The organism is Paenibacillus sp. YIM B09110 (genome assembly GCF_037167145.1).
In the GTDB taxonomy this organism is placed as follows: domain Bacteria; phylum Bacillota; class Bacilli; order Paenibacillales; family Paenibacillaceae; genus Pristimantibacillus.
Map to the genome: position 1 here is coordinate 248,007 of NZ_JBANSP010000007.1, position 19,770 is coordinate 267,776.

Below are 19,770 nucleotides of genomic sequence, written 5' to 3' on the forward strand. Positions count from 1 at the left end.
TTGAAGATTGCATACCTGATACATTGGAACGAGGGTCCCGAGAGCGGCGTTTTCAAGAAGGTTATTCAACAAATGACGCAATGGCATCAGTTGGGAAACGAAGTAGCTTTGTTTCTGTTCACCCACAAGGGGGATATCGAGTGGGCCGGGGAATTGCCTGATATCCGTTGTTTCGTGCAGCCATATACCGGTTGGGGGGATCGCTTTCCGCAATTCAAAAAACTCGCGAAACAACTAGACGACTGGCAGCCAACGGTGATTTACCATCGGTTTGATTTGTTCTATTTCTCATTGCCTAAGCTGCTCAGAAAGTATGCATCCATATTGGAGATCAATACAAACGACTTGACGGAAATGCGCATGGATCGCGATCTCAGGTACTATTACCACCGGCTAACGCGCGGATTGGTTCTAAGGGCGACTGACGGTTTTGTGTTCGTAAGCGGCGAGTTGGCCGAAGAGGGGCATACCAAACGTTATGTACGCGATCATGTCGTTATCGGCAACGGTATACGATTGGATGATTTTCAACCTTCGCTTCCTCCCGCTAACACTGCGCCACGATTCGTTTTTATAGGTTCGGCGGGCCAATCCTGGCACGGTATCGATCATATTTCGATTTTGGCGAAAGCACGTCCGCAGTGGCATTTCGATATTATCGGCGCTGAGCGGACGGAGCTGGAAGAGGCTGTTCCGGCCAATATGCATTTTCACGGCAAGATGAGCAGGCCTCAATACCAGCACTTAATGGATCAGGCGGATATTGCGATCGGAACGCTAGCGTTGTACAGGAAGCAGATGAGTGAGGCTTCTCCTCTTAAGGTAAGGGAATACCTGGCGAATGGCCTCCCTGTTATTATTGCATATGAGGAAACGGATTTTAACGAAGATGTCCCCCATATTCTCGTGCTGCGCAACGGGCCCGACAATATTCATAACGGTTTGACTGCGATCGATGCGTTTGTAGAAACGTGGCAGGGGAAGCGCGTAGACAGAGAAAGCGTCTCTCGTTTGGATACGTTGGTTAAAGAGGCGCAGCGCCTATCATATATGAAGCAAATTACGGATAAGAAGGGGACCCTACGTGAACGTTGAATCGCTACTCTTTCTGGCGTTAGCGGCAAGTATGGCCGTTTTCTTTGTTCAATGCATGACCATGCTGAAACTGAATATCGACGCGGGCTATATTGTCGGCTTCGCCGTTTATTTCGATATGTTCGGCTATTTCTACAAACAGTACGTACCAACAAACTCCTTTGTGCTTTTGATTGCAGCTCCTTTGCTGCCCGTTTGTTTAGCGCTGCTCAAGAGGTCCGCCCGTACAGAAGGCTTGTTGACCGAGCCCGGCTTATGGGTATGGGGACTATTTCTATTGTATAGTGTCACCGCGCTATCATGGGCTTCGCACGAATCGGACGGAATGATGAAAGAACAAATCTTGTTTATTCGCGGGGTCATTCCGGGTATCTATGCGTATATCATTTACAAAAAATACAAGACCTTCTCTTGGACGGTCGTTGCGTTGTTCGGACTGGCTTATGCGGTCATGCATCTACTTCTCGGCGGCTATACTTCAGAGTTCCCCGGGCGGTTGACCATGCCGGGCGGAAATCCCATCTATGATTCCAGGATCGCTTTCTTTACAATAGCCGTCTGCTTATGGGGGCGGAATATCCATCCGGTCATTCGGCTTGTCGTGATCGCCGTCGCGCTAGTCTCGGGGTTGTATACGCAATCCAGAGGCCCGCTTGTTGCTTTTGTCCTCGTTAACGTTCTTGTATTTGCTCTTGTCCTAATCCAGAAATACAGGAAAGGCGAGCTGAAAGTACTTGCCCGGTATGCTGTTCCTCTGTGTTTCGCGATTTTATTCGTCTTGTTCGGCAGCTACCTCTATGTGGGTCATTCCCACGAGTGGCTGGACAGCAGCAGGTTTACGGTTCTGTTTGACCGGGATCAGCTGCAGGCGGACGACAATTACTTGGGAAGGCTTAACCTGCAGAAGGAAGCTCTGGCGAGATTCATGGAGCATCCATTCTTCGGTGCGGGGCTTGGCGCAAGCTCTCCCGGGATTACGCACGATCATCCCCATAACGTTATCATCGAGATGGCAAGCGAATTAGGGATAATCGGGTTAATTCTATGGTTCGGCGCCTTTCTGTTCTCCATATGGATGGCATCCAAAAACCACATTATGTTGGTGCTGCTGTTGCAAACATTTGGATACGCCCAAATGAGCGGGGACTTCGGCTATAATTACGAGTATATATTGATGGCGTTCGTCGCTATGGCTTTAGTGCCCAAGAAAGAGGGAACAGGGAGGGAATGGCATGCGGAAAATACTGTTTCTCATTACCGGATTTGATTATGCGGGCGCGGAGAACCAAGTTGTCCAATTATGCAGGGGGCTTCGGGCTAAACATTATAACATCCTTATTGTCAGCATGATCAAACCGGTAGCTTACTTGGACGAGCTAAAGAGGCTTGGTGTAGATATTCAATCGTTGCACATGAACAAAGGGGTGCCAGATCCGCGCGCACTATTGAAACTGCGACGTATCGTGAAGTCGTTCGGACCGGATATTGTTCATAGTCATCTTGTCCATGCCAATATTATGGCTCGCGTTGCTCGCCTATTGGTGAAGATGCCTGTTCTAATCTGTACTGCTCATAATATTAATGAAGGTGGCAGATTGCGGGAATGGATGTATCGGATTACCGATCCGCTATGCGATCTGACTACCAATGTCAGCCAAGAGGCGGTAAACCGTTACATCGATATTAAAGCGGCACCCGAGAACAAAATTATTTACGTGCCGAACGGAATCGACATGAGCCAATTCGAAAAAAACGATCACGATTATTCGAATATACGCAACGAGCTGGGCCTAGGCGGACAATTTGTGTGGTTGGCTATCGGGCGTTTTGTGCCGGAGAAGGACTACGCGAACATGTTAAAGGCTTACGCCCTGATCGTGCGCAGCTACCCGACAAGCATGCTGTTGATCGCAGGCATTGGCGTAGAGCGCGAGGCCATGGAAAAGCTAAGCCGCGATCTGGGACTCGAGCAGAACGTTCGGTTTCTAGGCATACGGACCGACATTCCGAAACTGATGAATGCTGTCGATGCATACCTCATGTCGTCCAAATGGGAAGGGCTCCCCATCGTGCTGCTGGAGGCGGCAGCAAGCGGCTTGCCAATCGTGGCTACGAAGGTAGGAGGCAACGCCGAGGTCGTTCATCACGAGACGAACGGTTATCTTGTGCCCTCGGAGAATGAGAAGGAGCTGGCCGATAAAATGGCGCTTCTCATGGATAAATCCGAAAGCGAGCGGCGCCATATGGGCGAGCAAGGAAAAGCATACATTGAGAGCCATTATAATATGCAAAAAATCATAGAGCGGTGGGAACAGCTGTATGGCGAAGCCCGCCAAGGGATGAGCAACATTCCAAGGTACGCAGGCGGTGAACAGTAAAATGAGCAACAAGAAAGCTGCCTATGTAGCAACCGTATATGCGCATATCAGTTCTTTCCACCTTCCTTTTATCCGGGATCTGCAGGAGCAGGGTTATGAGGTGCATGTATACGCAAGTCCCGACCATTGCCTGGAAGACGTGAAGAAGACAGGGGTAGAATGCCGGGATATACCGTTCAGCCGCAACCCGCTGGCGGGAAGCAATATCGCCGCGTTGAAGGAGCTTACCAAGCGGTTTCGAGAAGAGAAGTATCATTTGGTTCATGTACATACGCCGAATGCAAGCGTCATATGCCGGATTGCGGCATGGCGTGCGAAACTGAAAAATATCGTATATACCGCTCATGGCTTTCATTTTTTCAAAGGCGCCTCCATTGCTAACTGGCTCATTTATTTCCCTGTGGAGTGGATGATGTCATCGCTGACGGATACGCTTATCACCATAAACAAAGAAGACTACGAGCGGGCAAAACGATTCCCGGTTCGCGGGTCAGCCATCTATATGCCGGGCGTCGGTATCGATTTAAGCCGTTACCGTAGTCTAGAGCCGGTTAGCGTGAGCGAATTAAAGTCGGAACTGGGCATCAGAGACGATTCCTACGTCATCCTGTGTATTGCCGAGCTAAATCGCAATAAGAACCAGGAGCAGCTTATCCGAAGCATTGGCGAGCTGAAGAAAATGGGAGTGCCGGTTGTTGGCGTTATTGCGGGCACAGGGACCATGGAGAGCCACTACCAATCGCTTGCACGGGAGCTTGGCCTTGAGGGCGATATTCGATTCCTCGGTTTCCGCAGGGACGTTCCGGAGCTTATGAATATAGCCGACGTCGTGACGCTGATGTCCCGGCGCGAAGGGCTGCCAAAGGTATTGCTCGAGGCGATGGGGGTCGGCAAACCGATGGTCGTAACGTCAGTTCGCGGCAATCGCGATCTCGTCGTAAGCGGGCATAACGGCTACGTCGTGCCGGTAGACGATGTACCGGAGACGGTTCGGGCCTTTTACAAATTGTACGATGACAGAGAGGCAAGGGACGAAATGGGACGGAATAGCTATAAGGATGCTAGCCACTATGATTTAAACGCCATTAGACAGCTTATGACGGAGGCTTATGCACGCCTTACGTAACCGCGACTTTCGATAAACAAGGGGAAGAAAGGGGCGGTTTCATGACAAAACTGTTTCGTATGAACGGGCTTAAAATCGTGTTGTTGCTGCTTGATTGTTTTTTCATATACGTAAGCTTTATCGTAGCTTATCAATTGGAGTATCAAAGCGCGATACCAAGCGTGGAATGGGAATCTTTCCGGCAATATGCGCCATGGCTGGGCTTGTTGACGTTATTGACTTATTATTTTTTCAATCTATACGATTTGGCAGGGCGACGGAAGCCGGCCAAATTTCTGTATAACCTCATTTTGGCACATGTCGTATTTATTGCGGAAATGATCGTTTTAAGCTATTGGCTCAAGACGTTTAGCCTGCCCAAAACGATAGCTATTATTGCATTTTTCATCCAACTGGGGCTTGCATTCGGATTAAGGCTGCTAATCTTTTTCGTTCAATCCAAAGTGATCGGCAAAAAAAAGGCGGTCATTTTCGCGCCGGAAGCCGATATCGACGTTTCCATGGTAGAGAAAATGGTGGACAAAGGGAAGGCTTGGTTCGATGTGCAGCGCATCATTATAGCAACCGACGATATGCACATCGGCGACCATGTTTTCGATGACATTGAAGTTATATTATTGGGGCCGGGCTTAACGGCGCAGTTGAAAACGAAGCTGATGCGGGAAGCGGGCAAGCAAAGAATCGAAGTGCTGCTCATTCCGGAGTTTTATGAGTTGTATTTAATGGACGCGGAAACTCAGCAGATTGATGATTTGTTAGTATATTCCGTTGTTCCTCCCCATCTGACGCACTTGGAGCGGATCGCCAAACGGACGATCGATGTTACGATCTCCGGCATTTTATTGCTGATCGCTTCACCCGTTATGCTGCTGATGTTCGTCGTTATTCCGATTTCGTCCAAAGGGAAGGCGCTATTCGTACAAGATCGGGTTGGTCTTTACGAGAAGCCGTTCAAGCTTTACAAATTCAGAAGCATGGTCGATAATGCGGAGAAAAGCACGGGTCCAGTGCTGGCTAGCGATAGGGATCCCCGTATTACGCGACTAGGGCAATTCATAAGAGCCACCCGAATCGATGAACTGCCGCAGCTCATCAACGTTCTTGCAGGCGATATGAGTTTAGTCGGACCAAGACCGGAGAGAGAATTTTTTATTACGCAGTTTAAAGAGGAGCTCCCTCATTATACGTATCGTCTTATGGTCAAGCCGGGGCTGACAGGACTCGCGCAAGTCATGGCCAATTATACGACGACGCCGTCGGATAAGCTTCGTTACGACATTCGGTATATACGGACATATTCGCCGCTGCTTGATCTGAAAATTTTGTTCCAGACGATTATTGTCGTACTGTCTCGAGAGCAATCCAAAGGGGTCTCGGCTGCTGGCGATGATAGCAGAAAAACAAAGGCCCTTATACAGAAGGCCATGCATGAGGTAGCGATCGCGAAGGAGTAAACGGAGGGAACGGCATGAAGCAATACTCTAAAATCCAATATGCGATTGTCGTTTCCATTGTGCTTGGAATCATGGCGTTAGCGTATTTCTCATTGTTTTATGATGGCAGTAAAGAAGGAAGCGTACAGGAGATTAACCGATACGAGAATGCGATTAATGTGAAAGACGTTGGGGCGGTTGGGGACGGCATAGCAGACGATACGGCTGCCATACAACAAGCGATTGATCAGGCTGCCAAACAAAATCTGATTGTCTACGTCCCCAACGGCACTTACATCATTGATCCGGAGAAACCGTTGAATATTCCAACCGGTACGAAACTGTACGGGGATGGCAAGGAATCGGTGCTCAAAGCCGATGGCGCTCGTTTTGGATGGGATATTGTTCGCATACACGGTCAGCAAATCGAAATTCGCCATTTATTTATGGATGGCAATCAAGCGGTTAACCGGGTCGTCGTCGTTCGCGCCGGCAGCTCCCAAGTATCCCTGACCAATACCTTTATCGCCAATGCTTCGCAAAGCGAAGACAAGAACAGTAAATACTATGACCAATTAGTTGCCGGCATCGTCGTGTACGGGGAAACAAGCGATATTAAAATAAGCAATTCGGAGATCTCGAATGTATATGCTAAACATGCGACAAACGGCATTCGCATTGCAAGAGGCATCTACATTACGAAGACGTGGGGGGCAACCGAGAAGGCAGCCATGAACGTGGAGATTTCGAATAGCTACATCCATGATGTCGGTCCTAAGGATCAAGCGGATTGCCTTTATTACGAGGATCCTAACATAGGGCAGGGCGAAGCGGTTCAAACGGGCAGCGTAATCCGCAACAACCAGTTCGCAAGATGTGCCAAGCGGGCTATCAATATTCACGCGAACGGCGTTGTCGTAGAAGGCAATAAAATAATGAATACATACCTCGGCGACAACAGTTCCGGTGATAGCGATCCGTCAAAAAAAACGGGCGCTGACATGTACTCGGGCATCACGATCAATGCCGATAACGTCACGGTTCGCAACAATACATTAGAAGGAATCGGAAGTTTTTACGCGGGAATCGAGATCGGAGTCTACGATCCAATCAAGGGTATCACGGTAACAAACAATCGTGTGTTTATGGGCAAAGCAAGTAAAATCGAGGATACGACGGCCATACGCGTTGGAAACGTGGATCAATATACGATAACCTCGAACAGGCTTGAAAACGGGTTAAGAGGAATATGGACGTGGCTAAGCTCCTCGAACGGGCGGATTGCGGATAATATAATCATCATGCCTCAAGGCGGAGGCATTGATCTTTCGACCTATTTGACTCCGAACTATCAGCAGAAGATGACGGTTGAGAATAATAGAATCACAGCGTCCGGCTATATGATTTTATCCGATCCTAGAAATCAAAGCATGACCATTATAGAAGAACAAGAATAGAGGCGCACCCTAGTCGGGAAGCGCCTCTATTTTTAATTTGCGGGCCGTTATGACGTTGTTGGAAACGACGACCTTGGAATTTTTGTATTCCGTATAAAGTGTGAAGCGTATGCCGAAATCGATTTTATCGATCGTATTCGTTTTGATTGTGCCGACTTGCGTATCTGTGACGGGCGAGAATATGCCGGTCTGCATGTTCGTGATATTGTTGCCGTGCACTTTGAAGCTATTGATGGAGCCGAGCCGGATTCCGTTCGTATTTTTGATATTCGCTTTGGCGCCATTCGAGATGGTATTGTTGTAGATCGCGATATTACGCAAATCGCCAAGATCGGCTTCGATTCCAGCATAGTAGCTCCCGACGCCGTCAATGACATTGTCCCTTACGACGACATTGCTGGCATAGACGGAAATGCCGGCGAACATATCCTGAGGAACAGCGTCCCATTTCGGATACATATAGTTGTTGTTGTTCAGATATACGTTCGTAATATGGTTTTTCGAGACCGTCACGCCTTGCACGGATATTTTGATTCCGCGCTTCGCGACGTGCGTAATCGTGTTACTGTCCACAATGGAGCCAGAACTAACGGCGTCTTTCTCCGGCATATCGAAATAAATGCCATCGGCGTCATCCCGAGGTTTAATGTTGCTTATGTAGTTATTCGTAATTTTCACCCGCTGCGCATAAGGGAGATCGTCCTCCGCATAGACCATGATGCCGCGTGCGACGGGGTCGGCGTTGAAAGCATATATATTGCGAATGACGTTTTTGTCGATTGTAATGTCCGATGTGCCGCCATATACCAGTATGCCGGATACGGTAGCCTCATAGGCGCTGCTATTGGGATTTTTGGACTGAGTGATGTTCTGAATAACGCTATTGATTACTTTAATATTTTTGGCATTGGAATGGATGCCGATTCCGCGAATCAGCTTAAAGCCGGCATCTATCTTCAAGCCGTTGATCGTAATGTTCGAGCCTCTGATGTCAAACCCCTCATATCCGAACGAATCCGTAGCGGAGAAGTTTTTGAACGTAAGCACGGGCTTGGATTGTCCAACTATGCTTACGTTGCTCCTCACATAGAGAGGTTCGGCGATGTCGATTAAATATTCGCCTTTGGGGACGAGCACGACGCCGCCATTTTTGTTCTCCGACACTTTGCGAAGTGCGGTTGCGAATGCTTTCGAGTCATTGGATTTGCCGTCACCTTTGGCACCGACATGAAGCACGTTCACGGTATAAGGAATCTCGGCATTGGCGGTATCCTGGTTATAGGGATATAAAAGAACGAAGGTAGCAATCGCGGCAAAAGCGAAAGCCACAATCTGAATACGTCTTATCATGCAAACAAGCTCCTAACGATTGATATGATAGGTCAAGTGGATATTGTTGGATAAAAAGAGGATTACCAAGATTATAGCATACCGTATGAGGGAGATAAACCAAAGGAGATAGAAAAGCAGACTATCCTACTAGAGGATAGTCTGCCAGCATTACTTGATTAAAGAGAGATCAAACGAAGGAACTAGTCCTTCCGCAACTGCTCGTCCGAGCAGCGCTTCAACGGCCGCATAGCCGTCTTCACCGAGGTTAGCGGTGAACTCGTTCACATACAGATCGATGTGCGACTGGGCAACGTCCTCCGAAAGCTCCTGCGCGTGTTCCATTACGTAGCCGCGCGACGCATAGGGGTGCGACCATGCGTACTCGACGGAAGAGCGAATCCAGCCTGCTATGGATTCGGCATTTAACGAGCGCTTAGCGATGATGGCGCCAAGTGGGATAGGCAAGCCTGTATCCTCCTCCCACCAGCTGCCGAGATCGGCGAGCTTGCTGAGACCGTAGTTCGGATAGGTGAAGCGGGCTTCATGAATGACGAGCCCAGCGTCGATTAAGCCGTCGCGTACGGCAGGCATAATCTCATGGAAAGGCATGACGACGATTTCGCCGACGCCTCCCGGCACTTGTTGCGCAGCCCATAAGCGGAACAGCAGGTATGCGGTCGAACGCTCGCTAGGAACAGCTACTCGTTTGCCTGTTAGCGCGGCTGGGCCGCCCTCGCCATCTTTGGTCAGCACAAGCGGTCCGCAGCCGCGGCCCAGCGCGCCTCCGCACGGCAGCAGCCGATAATCGTTCAGTACCCATGGCAGGGCGGCATAAGAGATTTTCATAACCTCAGGGCCTTCCGCACGGGCAGCCCAGTTGTTTGTAATGTCGATATCCGCATACGTTACGTTAAGCTCCGGTGCCCCTGGCACTAAGCCATGCGCCAAAGCATGGAACACGAATGTGTCGTTGGGACACGGGGAATAAGCGATATTCATTCCAGCACCTCCAGTATTGCGGCACTTGCCGCTTCAAGCGCAGCGAGCGCTTCGCCAATGCGCCATGCGGCGCGGTCGCGCGGACCGACGGCGTTCGAGATCGCGCGCAGCTCCGTGAACGGTATGTCTAGCCGCTGCGCGGCGACGGCAACGCCGTAGCCCTCCATCCCTTCCGCCGCAGCGCCGGGAATGCGGGCTGCATGCGCTGCAGCAGTCGCGGCGCTGCCGGTTGCCGTTGAGACGGTCAAGGCGGGAGCAAGCACCGCCGACAAGCCAGCCGCTTGGAGAGCGTCATAGATGCGGCGACTCCAAGCGGGATCAGCTTCAAGGCGAGCTGTGCCGAAGCCTAGCTCGTCCACGCTGATGAAGCCATCGTGCGACTCGGCGCCGAGATCGGCTGCAATAATCTCGTCGGCTACGACGAGCGTACCGATGGCGGCAACGCCATCGAAGCCGCCCCCGATGCCAGCGCTAATGACGAGTCCATACGGCTCGTCAGCGGCGGCAAGGGCGACCGCGGTGCTCGCCGCCGCATAAGCAGGGCCGACGCCAGCAGCTATGACGTCGGCCTTCGTGTTGCCTCCAAGGCCGCGTAAGACGGCGTCCTTCTCGGCATCTACCGCCGTAACGATCAACACGCGCGTTCCGCGGCTCTGTTGTTCTTCGTTACGGTTATGAATGATGTTGGTCACGGGGTAATTGCCTCCTTCACAGAAACTTGATACTACATATCTATCTTCTAATAGTATCACTCGCTAGAAAGGGTGTCCAAATCTCGCCTAGCCGATCGTAATTTTCCCTTCCGGGAACCGGTACAGCTCCTTCTTGGAGCGCGAGTTGAGAGCGAAGGCGAGCGTTACCGGACCCAAACGTCCGACGAACATAAGCAGGATAATGATAACCTTGCCTGCTTCGGACAGGTGCGACGATAAGCCTGAGGACATGCCTACCGTACAATAGGCAGACGTCGCCTCGAATAGGATAGCGAGGAACGAGCCGGTCTCCGTTATGGACAGCACCATGGCAGCTGAGCAAATAATGGCGAAGGAAATCATCGTCAGCATAATGGCTTGATGGATCTGCTGCTTCGCAATACGGTAGCGGAACAGCACGATATCCTCTTTGCCTCTTATCATGGCAATCATGGCCCCGACTAGTATCGCGAACGTCGTTACACGAATACCGCCGCCCGTAGAGCCTGGCCCCGCCCCGATGAACATCAGAATAATGAGGAAAAACTGTGTTACCTCGCGCAGCAAGCTGGGATCGAGGGTGCTTAGTCCAGCTGATCTGGCTGTGACCGATTGGAATAACGAGCCAAGCACCTTGCCGCCTCCGGACAATGGCTGCAGCGTTAAAGGATTGGAGAACTCCAGCAATAGTATAACGACTGCGCCTACGAATGTAAGCACGCCTGTTACGGATAAGACAACCTTACTATGCAGGCTGAACTTCTTGTGCTTCGGATAGGTAAGCAATTCCGAAATAACGATGAATCCGATCCCCCCGAAGAAAATAAGGAGCATCGAGACAATGTTGACGAAAGGATCCTCAACATAATGAATGAGGCTGGCAGCCCGCTCGGGGAATTGCCCGAAGAGATCAAAGCCGGCATTGTTGAAGAATGAGATGCTATGGAATACGCCGAAGTAAAGCGCTTGGCCGACTGGCATTTCGATCATGAAGTAGCCGCTAAGCAGGACAGCACCGGACAGCTCAATGCTTAGCGCGTACAGCAGCACCTTGCGGACCATCTTGACAATGCCTTCCGTAGAGCCGTAATTCATCGACTCTTGCAGAACGAGACGCTCGCGGAACGATATTTTCTTCTTGAACAGCAGAGCGAACAAGGTCGCCATTGTCATAAAGCCGAGTCCGCCGATCTGGACGAGAATGATGACGACAACTTGGCCGAAGGTAGAGAAGTGCGTACCCGTATTCAATATCGTCAAGCCCGTTACGCAAGCAGCTGACGCCGAGGTGAACAGCGCGTCCAAAAAAGATATTTGCTGATCTCCTGTATAAGCAAACGGGCGTGACAGCAATTGCGCGCCGACCATAATAATGACGACGAAGCCGAATAGCATGACCTGCGGGGGGCTCGGTCGAAAACGCATTTTTTTGCGAAGGGAAGCGGCGATCTTCATGGTGTCAACTCCACCTGTCTCTTTCCGGTTATTATGGGTAAATAAAGATTATAACATGTAGCTGGTCAACTAGCTTAAGGTCCTTGCGGCCGCAATCTCGTCAAGGGCTTCGATGCTGCCTGCCGGGATGACGCGATTACGGCCGTTGCGCTTCGCATGGTATAGCGCGTTATCGGCTTCGTGAAGCAGATATTCCAGCGGCATAGTCGACTGGTTACTTTCTGTTACGCCGAAGCTGGCAGTAATCGATATTGTATCCGTTCCGCTTATTAAAGGGGTTGAACTAATATTTTCTCTTAATTGCTCGGCGATCTGCAGTGCTTGTGCCAGCGAGGTATTAGGTGCGCATAGAACGAACTCTTCACCGCCGTAACGTGCAAAATAGGCGTCGGGCGATATGATGTTATTTATGAGGCTGACAACATGCAAAAGAGCAATATCGCCCACTCTATGCCCGTAGCGGTCATTAATCGCTTTGAAGAAGTCGATATCAAGAAGAATGATCGACATAGGCGTTTGGCTTATTATCGCCTGCTCCAATTGTTTATTGGCAATCTCCATAAAGTGCGTCCGGTTATATAAGCCCGTTAGCCCATCTCTCTCCGCAAGGCGCCGCAGCTTGTTCTGCAATTGCATATGTTCAGTCATATCGATCATAACGATGGTGCGGCCGGCGACATCGCCTCTTGTATTCAACAGCTTGGAGGAGCGAAGGCGATAGTAATGGGTTTCTCCGCCTTTGATCCACTTCAATTCCTGTTCGTTTTCCTGCTCCTGACCGTCGTTATCGAATACGCCGGTGTCTGCGCCTCGCTTCCATACCTGTTCGATTAACTTGCCGATTGCTGCTGGATTCAGGGAAGGAATAATGGCAGTTGCAGCGTTGTTATAATCGACGATTCTGCCCGATAGTTCGAGTACGAGCACACCGTCGCGCATACTCTCGAATATATGATCTCTCGCTATTGGCGATACGGTCAACATACCGACGGAGACAATAGCCCATATGTAGAGAGCGGATGTGATGCACATCACAATCGGCACAGGATCCATGCCGAGCGGCGTGAAGCCGAGTACATAGAGCAAGGCTCCGAGCATAGGCAGCAGATGGCCGAGGATCATGATGAAGTTTTGTTTCTGGTATCCTGCTCTTGATTTACGCAAATGCACAACTAGCAAAAATATAGATGCCGCCAGGCATCCAAACGTATAAGCGCCATGAACGTAATACCATCTGCCCGGGACGATGTCGACCATTGGCGTCGGCGTATTTGCCCGTAAATAGAGCAGCTTGTAAAATAAATGATGGTAGTCATTGGTCGTATTCATAATGAGCGTAATAATCGGAATGACAAATAGCAGCCAACTTCTGCGGAATGCGGCATAGGTGTGGTTGCCGATGTAATGGAAGACAAGCACCAGACTGCTAGGCGCTATGAACGGCAAGCCGAAGTATTCGATATTGAGCCAAAATCTGATTTCCTGCAGAGAGTCGCTTGATAGCTCGAAGGCGAAGGCGAAGGTGTAGATAGCGCTGAAGATGGAGGACCAGATAAACGCTTTGGTTCCTGTGAAGTTGGTTTTCATGTAGTAAGCGTAGATGGCCAGCAGCACGCTAAGTACGCCGGAGATGATTACGAGAACGATGTAATCATTAATAGTTAGGTTCATAATAGGCTCCATTCAAGCTTAAACGAATCGATATGGAGATAGTGTAGCACACTGGATTACATAGGTTCAAAGGATCTTTTCATAGATTACCAACAATTAAGAAAGCGGCTCGCCTAGTAGCGGCCGCTTCCTGGAAGAGTAATCTCAGCGCAGGTGCCTACACCGAGTGTGCTGCGGAATTCGATCTTCCCCTTATGGTTGGCCATAATCTGCTTGCAGACCATGATGCCTAGTCCGTTGCCGCTCCTCTTCTTCGTGAAGAACGGCTGGCCGAGCCGTTGCAGATCCTCATCCGACATGCCTTCCCCTTCGTCGGTGAAGCGGATGATAACGCCAACGCCTGTGGAAGGCAATACGTCGATCGTCAGATTGCCTCCGCTTGTCATCGCTTCGAAGCTATTCTTCAGCAGGTTGATGAATACTTGCTTAAGCTGATTGGACTCGCCCAGCACCATGGCTTTCTCTAACTGTTTATTCACCGTGAGCTGTACGTTGTGCAGATTTGCTTCGGCATCAAGAAGGGTGACGATCTGCTGCAGTGTATCGACGACATCGATCGGCTGCACATGGATCGCCTGCGGTTTCGCAAGCACAAGGAATTCACTTACGATGAAGTTAATTCGATCTAGCTCCTCGAGCATAATGTCGAGATGGGAAGGAGACAGCTTGCCCGTCTGCTTCTGGAGCTGCACGAAGCCCCGCAGCGTGGTGAGCGGATTACGCACCTCATGGGCGACTCCTGCCGCCAGCTGGCCGACGACGGACAGCTTCTCTGATTGCCGCAGCATCTCTTCCGTCTGTTTCCTGGCCGTTATATTCCGCGAGATCGCCGCAATCGCGACAATCTCTCCTTGCTCGTCGCGAACCGAGGACAGTGTAATGCTTAGGTCGATCGCAGCTCCCGACTTGTCGTAGCGAATCGTCTCATAATCGGTTACGGAGCCTCCGGCTAGTACCTTATCGGTAATCTCTTGATAATCTCGTTCATAGTCGACCGGCACATTGTTAAGCCGCTCGCCAAGCACCTCGTTCTCAGTCCAGCCGTACATCGCTTCGAACGCTTTGTTCACCTGCATAATGTGCCCGTTCAGATCTGTGACGTGGATCGCGTCGGCTGTATGGTTGACGAAAGACTCCAAATATTGCTTCATGCTTTGCAGCTCTGTTGCGGAATTTTTCAATTGCGTCATGTATTGAAATAGATTGTTGCCCATCGTATTGACCCGCGAGGCGAGTGTCCCGAGCTCGTCCGTGTTCCGGATCGTAATCGTCTCGCCGAAGTTGCCGTCGGCAATGGCGTTGACTTTGAACAATATCTGATTCAGCGAGCGCATCATGAATCCGGCTATAAAGTAGCTGGCAAACATCGTTATGACCACGAGGCATAACGAGATGACGGAATGGATGAAGAGCTGATGGTTCAGCGAATCCTGAATGCTGCTGAGATCGAATGTGATGCCGATGACATAGGTTTTATCAAGGGTTATTGACATGAAGCTGCGCATGATTTCATTGCCGCCCACTACCTTCTTGACGCTATGCATCATGTTGTCGTCGAGCGCGAGCTGAATATAGACAGAATCGACGTACGTATCCTTGTACTTATAAGTACCGAATGGAATGTCGCGCACGTCCAAATTGTAGACGGGCTTGCCTTGCTTCATCTTGATAATCGGTTTTTTGCCGAAAAATTGAGGGTCGAAGCCTGTTACCTCCAGCAGCTCGGGATGGTCGTCCGTCAGCTTGTTAATGACCGCGCCGCTGCCTATTGTATCGTTGAAATTAAGGAATACTTGGGCGTCTATATATGGATTGATGATGTAATTGGTTGTTCCATCGTAATAATAGCCCCATTTGTTTGTATAATCGGGGTCGGTGGAGGAGAAGTTGATCGGCCCTGACCAGAAGTTACTCAGTTTCTGCCCCTCCGGAATCGTAACAGCATGCTCGTCGAACAACTGGCTGAACGCGGTATACCAATAATCCCACGTTTTCGAGCTGGCCCCGATTTCTTTCGGATAGGAAGATTTCTGAGCGACAATGTCGTCCGTTGTCCGCTTCCAAAGCGTAATATGATCGACGCCGATCTCTTTGCTCAGCGCGACTAGTTGTTCGTTGGTCACCTTGTCGATGTCCGGATCAAGCTGTTCCTTTGCGGCGATAGCCGCCATGCGCAGCTTCTCGCCGATCGTGTCCTCCATGAAGCGCTTCGCTTTCTCGGAGCTTTCCACGGATACGGCAACCTGCTTGGCGATATTCATCATTTGCTGCTCGGCGTTCGCCTGCAGGTCTTGCTTAGAGGAGAAATGGTAAATTCCAATATTAAGAATAAGGATAATGGCAACAATGGCCGAAATGGCTACGGAGAGCTTCGCTTTGATGGACAACGGATTGTTCCTCCCAGGTGTCTTGTATGTCAACTTAACAATTAGACGCCGGGAGGCCAAAATCCTGTTTTTGTTGCGCGGATATTGCAATGGAGATTGTGGAATGCTGCACGCCGCCAGAGGACGACACAAAACCGAGCTGCCAAAGACGCAGCTAACGGTTCGTGCGTAGCGAAAGCCGTTTACGCTCGGGTGAACTGTTCTTCCTCTAAATACTGCTCTGCTTCTTCATACGTTTCGAATGCCGATTCCAGACTTAGTCCGGCATACACGTACCATAGATCGTCTTCGAACAGCAGAGTAAGCGTCGCATTGTCAGGACCGACCCATGTTTCTTTCTTCGGCGGCTTGCGCCCAGCAGACTTGCTCTTCGCTGGCGCAGCAGCTGATAATCTTGGTGTCGTGGCGAGGGAAGTAATGGATTTCATAATCAAAGCGCGAAGCTCGGCTTCGTTGTAATCGCGAATGTTGACCATGCCCTTGTCGTCGGTCGTCACGCCGTTCACGAGCCCGGCGAATACGAAGCCGTTGCCGTTTGGATGCAGGTGATAAATGACCGTTTTTTTCTCATGCGCACTGTCTTCGAAGTGGAAGTTGACGCGTCCAAGCGAGACATTATGCTGCGTGAGCTCCGCGAACGACTGGATGATGGATAGCTTTTGGTCAAAAGAAAGCATAGGCGTAGAGCCTCCTTGAAATGAGTATATCGATCATTGTACACGATATACCGGCTTCTATGCGACAACGGACAAGGCCGCAGTCATCCGGGTAGGGACGGCTGCGGCCTTGGCGACTCACTTTGATGGCTTGTTAAATGTCTTTCTTCTTGGCGATCAACGTCAATGCCCCGATGATAATGAGGGCGATCGCGATAAGCGGCTGACTGAACAAAATCTTGTTGTACAGCGTGCCTAGCGAGAAGACGGCGAAGAACAGCAATGACAGGACGGTTAGAATGTTGATTGGGATAAGCAGCCACTTGTTCCGGTTGCCGAACCAGTAGAATTCGAACAAGCCGACCGCAGGCGCCAAAATGAATCCCGGCCACATATATCCCCAGCTGTCGAAGAGCATGCTGAATTGGCAGATGATACCGACCGTGAACAAAACTCCGCCGGGAATCAATACGCCGATGCCTCTGCGTCCGAGCATCGAGAAATACATCCAGTGGAAGAATAGGCCAAGCGGGATTACGAAGAGGGATGGCCAGAAGTAAGCGAATATTTTGCCCGGACCGAACGATTCGCCTTGATTCAGGAACAGGACGACGCCGAGCAGGAGCAGCACCGCACCGCTAATGGTTCTTGCATTCATTCGAATGAACACTCCAATCTGATTTCAATTTGTTGACATTAGCATATCATAGTTGTCAAAAACCTGTCCTCATGCTGCGGGTAGTTTGCTTAACTGGACTTAAGTCCAGTTCTCTTTACAGTGAAGGAAATATTATTCGGGATGATTATGCGTCTCCGTGCCGACCTCGAACGGCGAGGTAACACCCTCGTACATAAGATGCATGGTCATGCCTGCAGCCGCATGCTGCAGATTGTGGCAGTGATCCATCCACAAGCCGGGATTATCGGCGAGGAAAGCGACCTCGTACACTTCCCCTGGCGCAACGTCTAGCGTATCCGACCACCACGGACTGCCTGTAACGTCCTCGTTATTGCGCGACAGGACAAGCATATGATGGCCGTGCAGATGCATCGGATGGTCAACGGAGCCGCGGTTTATGATCGTCGTCTTGACGAGCTCATTTTCCTTCACGACGAACATCGGCGTATTAGGGAATACTTGGCCGTTAATCGTATCGTAAGCAGCGAAGCCGCCGTTATAGAAGGCAAAGCGATTGTCCAGAATCATCGTAAATTCACGGTCGAACTTACTGTCTGGGCCAAAAGGGGTCTCCGTCTCCGTGCCGTAGCGTGTTGGATCAAATACGGTCTTCGTCTTCGCGATGGCGGGCAGCTCGCCCTTCCCGTCGGGGCTCATAAGCAAGCCAAGCTTTTTGTTCTGGCCGATGCTTAGCAGGACGGAATGATCAGGCATAATAAAGGTGACATCATAACGCCCTCCCGTTATGAGCTCTAGTCGCTCACCTAGAAGATCGCCGGGCTCATGCAGGTCCGTGCCGTCAATCGCGACCACTTGGAACGACGTGCCGGTCAGGATGAACGACTGTCTTACCCAGTCTTGGGTATTAATGAGCCGCAACTTAACGGGTGTTCCCGGTGCTATCGCTTTGCTCTGCAGCGTATCATCTGCTCCGATCGCCATGCCTGCGCCATTCCACACATGCGTCATAATTGTAATATCTTCATAAGCTTCGGCGTGAGTATCCTTATCGGGCTCGACGATTAGCGCACCGAACAAGCCCTTCTGCACGGCTTCCTTCGAGTTCTGATGCGAGTGATACCAGAATGTTCCGACTTGCTCGGCTATGAATCGGTACGTATGCTTCTCGCCGGGCATGACAGCGTTCTGCGTCGCGCCTGCTACGCCGTCCTCGGCATTGGGCACATCAAGCCCATGCCAGTGAAGCGTCACGCCGCCTTCGATATCCTCATTCAGCAGCGTCACCTCGACAAGCTCGCCCTGCTTCACCCGGATCTCAGGACCCGGAATTTGGCCGTTGTACGTCCAAGCCTCGATGGTGCGACCGGAGCTGAGCTGCACGCTCTTCTTCTGAGCGGTGAGCGCGTACTTGCGGTCGGCTTTGCCTGACTGCGGTCCGGTTAGCTCGGTGACGGGGATGTCCGCAGCGGTTGCGCTAGCCAGAGCTGGAACGCTGTTCTGATGATTATGGTTATGCCCCGTCTCCGCAGATGAGGCCATGCCGTAATCGGGCTTGCCGGTCATCATGTTCAGCCGATCAGGCAGCTTGCTGCCTTGCATGGCGGTCAGCAGCGGGACGCTGCAGATAGCGGCAACGGCTGCGAACGTGCCTGTAAGACGCAGTCTCCGGCTCCACGGGCGATAGGAGAACGCCTCCGGCGACTCGGAGGCCTTGCGATTGCGACTCGACTGCAGCATCCATAAGAAGCAGGCGAGCACCGTGAGCAGCGTCAATGGAATCGTAATATACGACCAGGCGAATGGAATCGGCGGCACGAAAGCAAAATAAAATAATCCCGCACCAGTCAGCGCGGCGAACTGGTAAGGCGTTACGAGCAACGGCTCGGTCGCTTGCCTGCGGCGCGACATGTCGGGTATAGCCTCTGTCTGCGGCCGTGTCCGCGCAAGCAGCATGCGTATGCGCGGGATCGCGCCGAACCATAGGAAAAGGACGGCTGCCGCGGCGAGCGGCGTCCGCAGCAGCAGACGGTCGAGCCAAAGCAGCGGATGCGCGTTCAACGCGAGGAAGATATCCGCCGCTGCCATAATAGAAGCGAGAACAGTAAGCGACACCGTCCAGAAATACAGCTTGCGGGTACGCTTATGCAGCTCCTTCTCCGTCCGGTAATAGATAAGCTTGGAAGCTTTGTTGGCCGCGATAAGGGCGAATAGGACGAACAGCATAAGCGCGCCAAGCTCAGCGTTAATAACGATAGAAAACATAGACGACAGCCTCCAATAATCATTGTTGTATTAAATGGTATCTGCTGCGGGCAACACCCAAAACCGTCGATAGTCTTAGGCCTTCACTAGACTTGCGTCTAGTATTTTGACGAATGGACGAACTCTCTACAAATAGCGGAAATAGTTCCTATCAAACGACAATATACACCTCTTGTGAACTTCTATG

15 protein-coding genes are annotated in these 19,770 nt (G+C 50.8%); 6 read left to right on the forward strand and 9 right to left on the reverse strand.

What is annotated here, in order from left to right; genetic code table 11:
* From V8F51_RS13420 to V8F51_RS13445, 6 genes are all read left to right on the forward strand, one after another.
* Window positions 1-1,095, forward strand: coding sequence for a glycosyltransferase family 4 protein (locus tag V8F51_RS13420; RefSeq protein WP_337100776.1), 1,095 nt, complete (start codon window positions 1-3; stop codon window positions 1,093-1,095).
* Window positions 1,096-1,156: 61 nt separating this feature from the next.
* Window positions 1,157-2,362, forward strand: a complete 1,206-nt coding sequence (locus V8F51_RS13425; RefSeq protein WP_337100777.1) for an O-antigen ligase family protein — start codon at window positions 1,157-1,159, stop codon at window positions 2,360-2,362.
* Window positions 2,328-3,473 carry a glycosyltransferase gene (locus V8F51_RS13430; protein ID WP_337100778.1) on the forward strand — a complete coding sequence of 382 codons (1,146 nt, stop codon included), beginning with the start codon at window positions 2,328-2,330 and terminating at the stop codon, window positions 3,471-3,473. The genes V8F51_RS13425 and V8F51_RS13430 overlap by 35 nt, the downstream gene beginning before the upstream one ends.
* A 1-nt stretch (window position 3,474) precedes the next feature.
* Window positions 3,475-4,599, forward strand: a complete 1,125-nt coding sequence (locus V8F51_RS13435; RefSeq protein WP_337100779.1) for a glycosyltransferase family 4 protein — start codon at window positions 3,475-3,477, stop codon at window positions 4,597-4,599.
* 41 nt (window positions 4,600-4,640) lie between these two features.
* Window positions 4,641-6,053 (forward strand): sugar transferase, encoded by a 1,413-nt coding sequence (locus V8F51_RS13440; RefSeq protein ID WP_337100780.1) that lies wholly within the window; start codon window positions 4,641-4,643, stop codon window positions 6,051-6,053.
* 14 nt (window positions 6,054-6,067) lie between these two features.
* Window positions 6,068-7,489: a glycosyl hydrolase family 28-related protein gene (locus V8F51_RS13445; RefSeq protein WP_337100781.1), complete on the forward strand. Its 1,422-nt coding sequence runs from the start codon at window positions 6,068-6,070 to the stop codon at window positions 7,487-7,489.
* A gap of 9 nt (window positions 7,490-7,498) precedes the next feature.
* On the opposite strand, the gene V8F51_RS13450 is transcribed toward V8F51_RS13445, so the two are convergent.
* The 9 genes from V8F51_RS13450 to V8F51_RS13490 form a co-directional block, all read right to left on the reverse strand.
* On the reverse strand, window positions 7,499-8,839 hold the full coding sequence (locus tag V8F51_RS13450) for a glycosyl hydrolase family 28-related protein (protein ID WP_337100782.1): 1,341 nt from the start codon (window positions 8,837-8,839) through the stop codon (window positions 7,499-7,501).
* 150 nt (window positions 8,840-8,989) lie between these two features.
* Complete coding sequence (locus tag V8F51_RS13455) at window positions 8,990-9,820, reverse strand: 1,4-dihydroxy-6-naphthoate synthase (protein WP_337100783.1); 831 nt, start codon at window positions 9,818-9,820, stop codon at window positions 8,990-8,992.
* A complete protein-coding gene (locus tag V8F51_RS13460; RefSeq protein ID WP_337100784.1) occupies window positions 9,817-10,512 on the reverse strand; it encodes a futalosine hydrolase in 696 nt (231 codons plus the stop codon). The genes V8F51_RS13455 and V8F51_RS13460 overlap by 4 nt, the downstream gene beginning before the upstream one ends.
* Before the next feature lie 87 nt (window positions 10,513-10,599).
* The gene (locus tag V8F51_RS13465; RefSeq protein ID WP_337100785.1) at window positions 10,600-11,967 is read right to left on the reverse strand and encodes a TrkH family potassium uptake protein; all 1,368 of its coding nucleotides are present in this window, start codon (window positions 11,965-11,967) and stop codon (window positions 10,600-10,602) included.
* Between the two features lie 69 nt (window positions 11,968-12,036).
* Window positions 12,037-13,638, reverse strand: a complete 1,602-nt coding sequence (locus V8F51_RS13470) for a histidine kinase N-terminal 7TM domain-containing diguanylate cyclase (RefSeq protein WP_337100786.1) — start codon at window positions 13,636-13,638, stop codon at window positions 12,037-12,039.
* A 113-nt stretch (window positions 13,639-13,751) separates the two neighbouring features.
* Entirely contained in the window at window positions 13,752-16,025 is a 2,274-nt protein-coding gene (locus tag V8F51_RS13475; protein WP_337100787.1) for a PAS domain S-box protein, read from the reverse strand.
* Between the two features lie 182 nt (window positions 16,026-16,207).
* On the reverse strand, window positions 16,208-16,702 hold the full coding sequence (locus V8F51_RS13480) for a hypothetical protein (protein WP_337100788.1): 495 nt from the start codon (window positions 16,700-16,702) through the stop codon (window positions 16,208-16,210).
* Between the two features lie 133 nt (window positions 16,703-16,835).
* Window positions 16,836-17,339, reverse strand: coding sequence for a hypothetical protein (locus tag V8F51_RS13485; RefSeq protein WP_337100789.1), 504 nt, complete (start codon window positions 17,337-17,339; stop codon window positions 16,836-16,838).
* A 132-nt stretch (window positions 17,340-17,471) separates the two neighbouring features.
* Window positions 17,472-19,583, reverse strand: coding sequence for a multicopper oxidase family protein (locus tag V8F51_RS13490; protein WP_337100790.1), 2,112 nt, complete (start codon window positions 19,581-19,583; stop codon window positions 17,472-17,474).
* Between the last annotated feature and the right edge of the window lie 187 nt (window positions 19,584-19,770).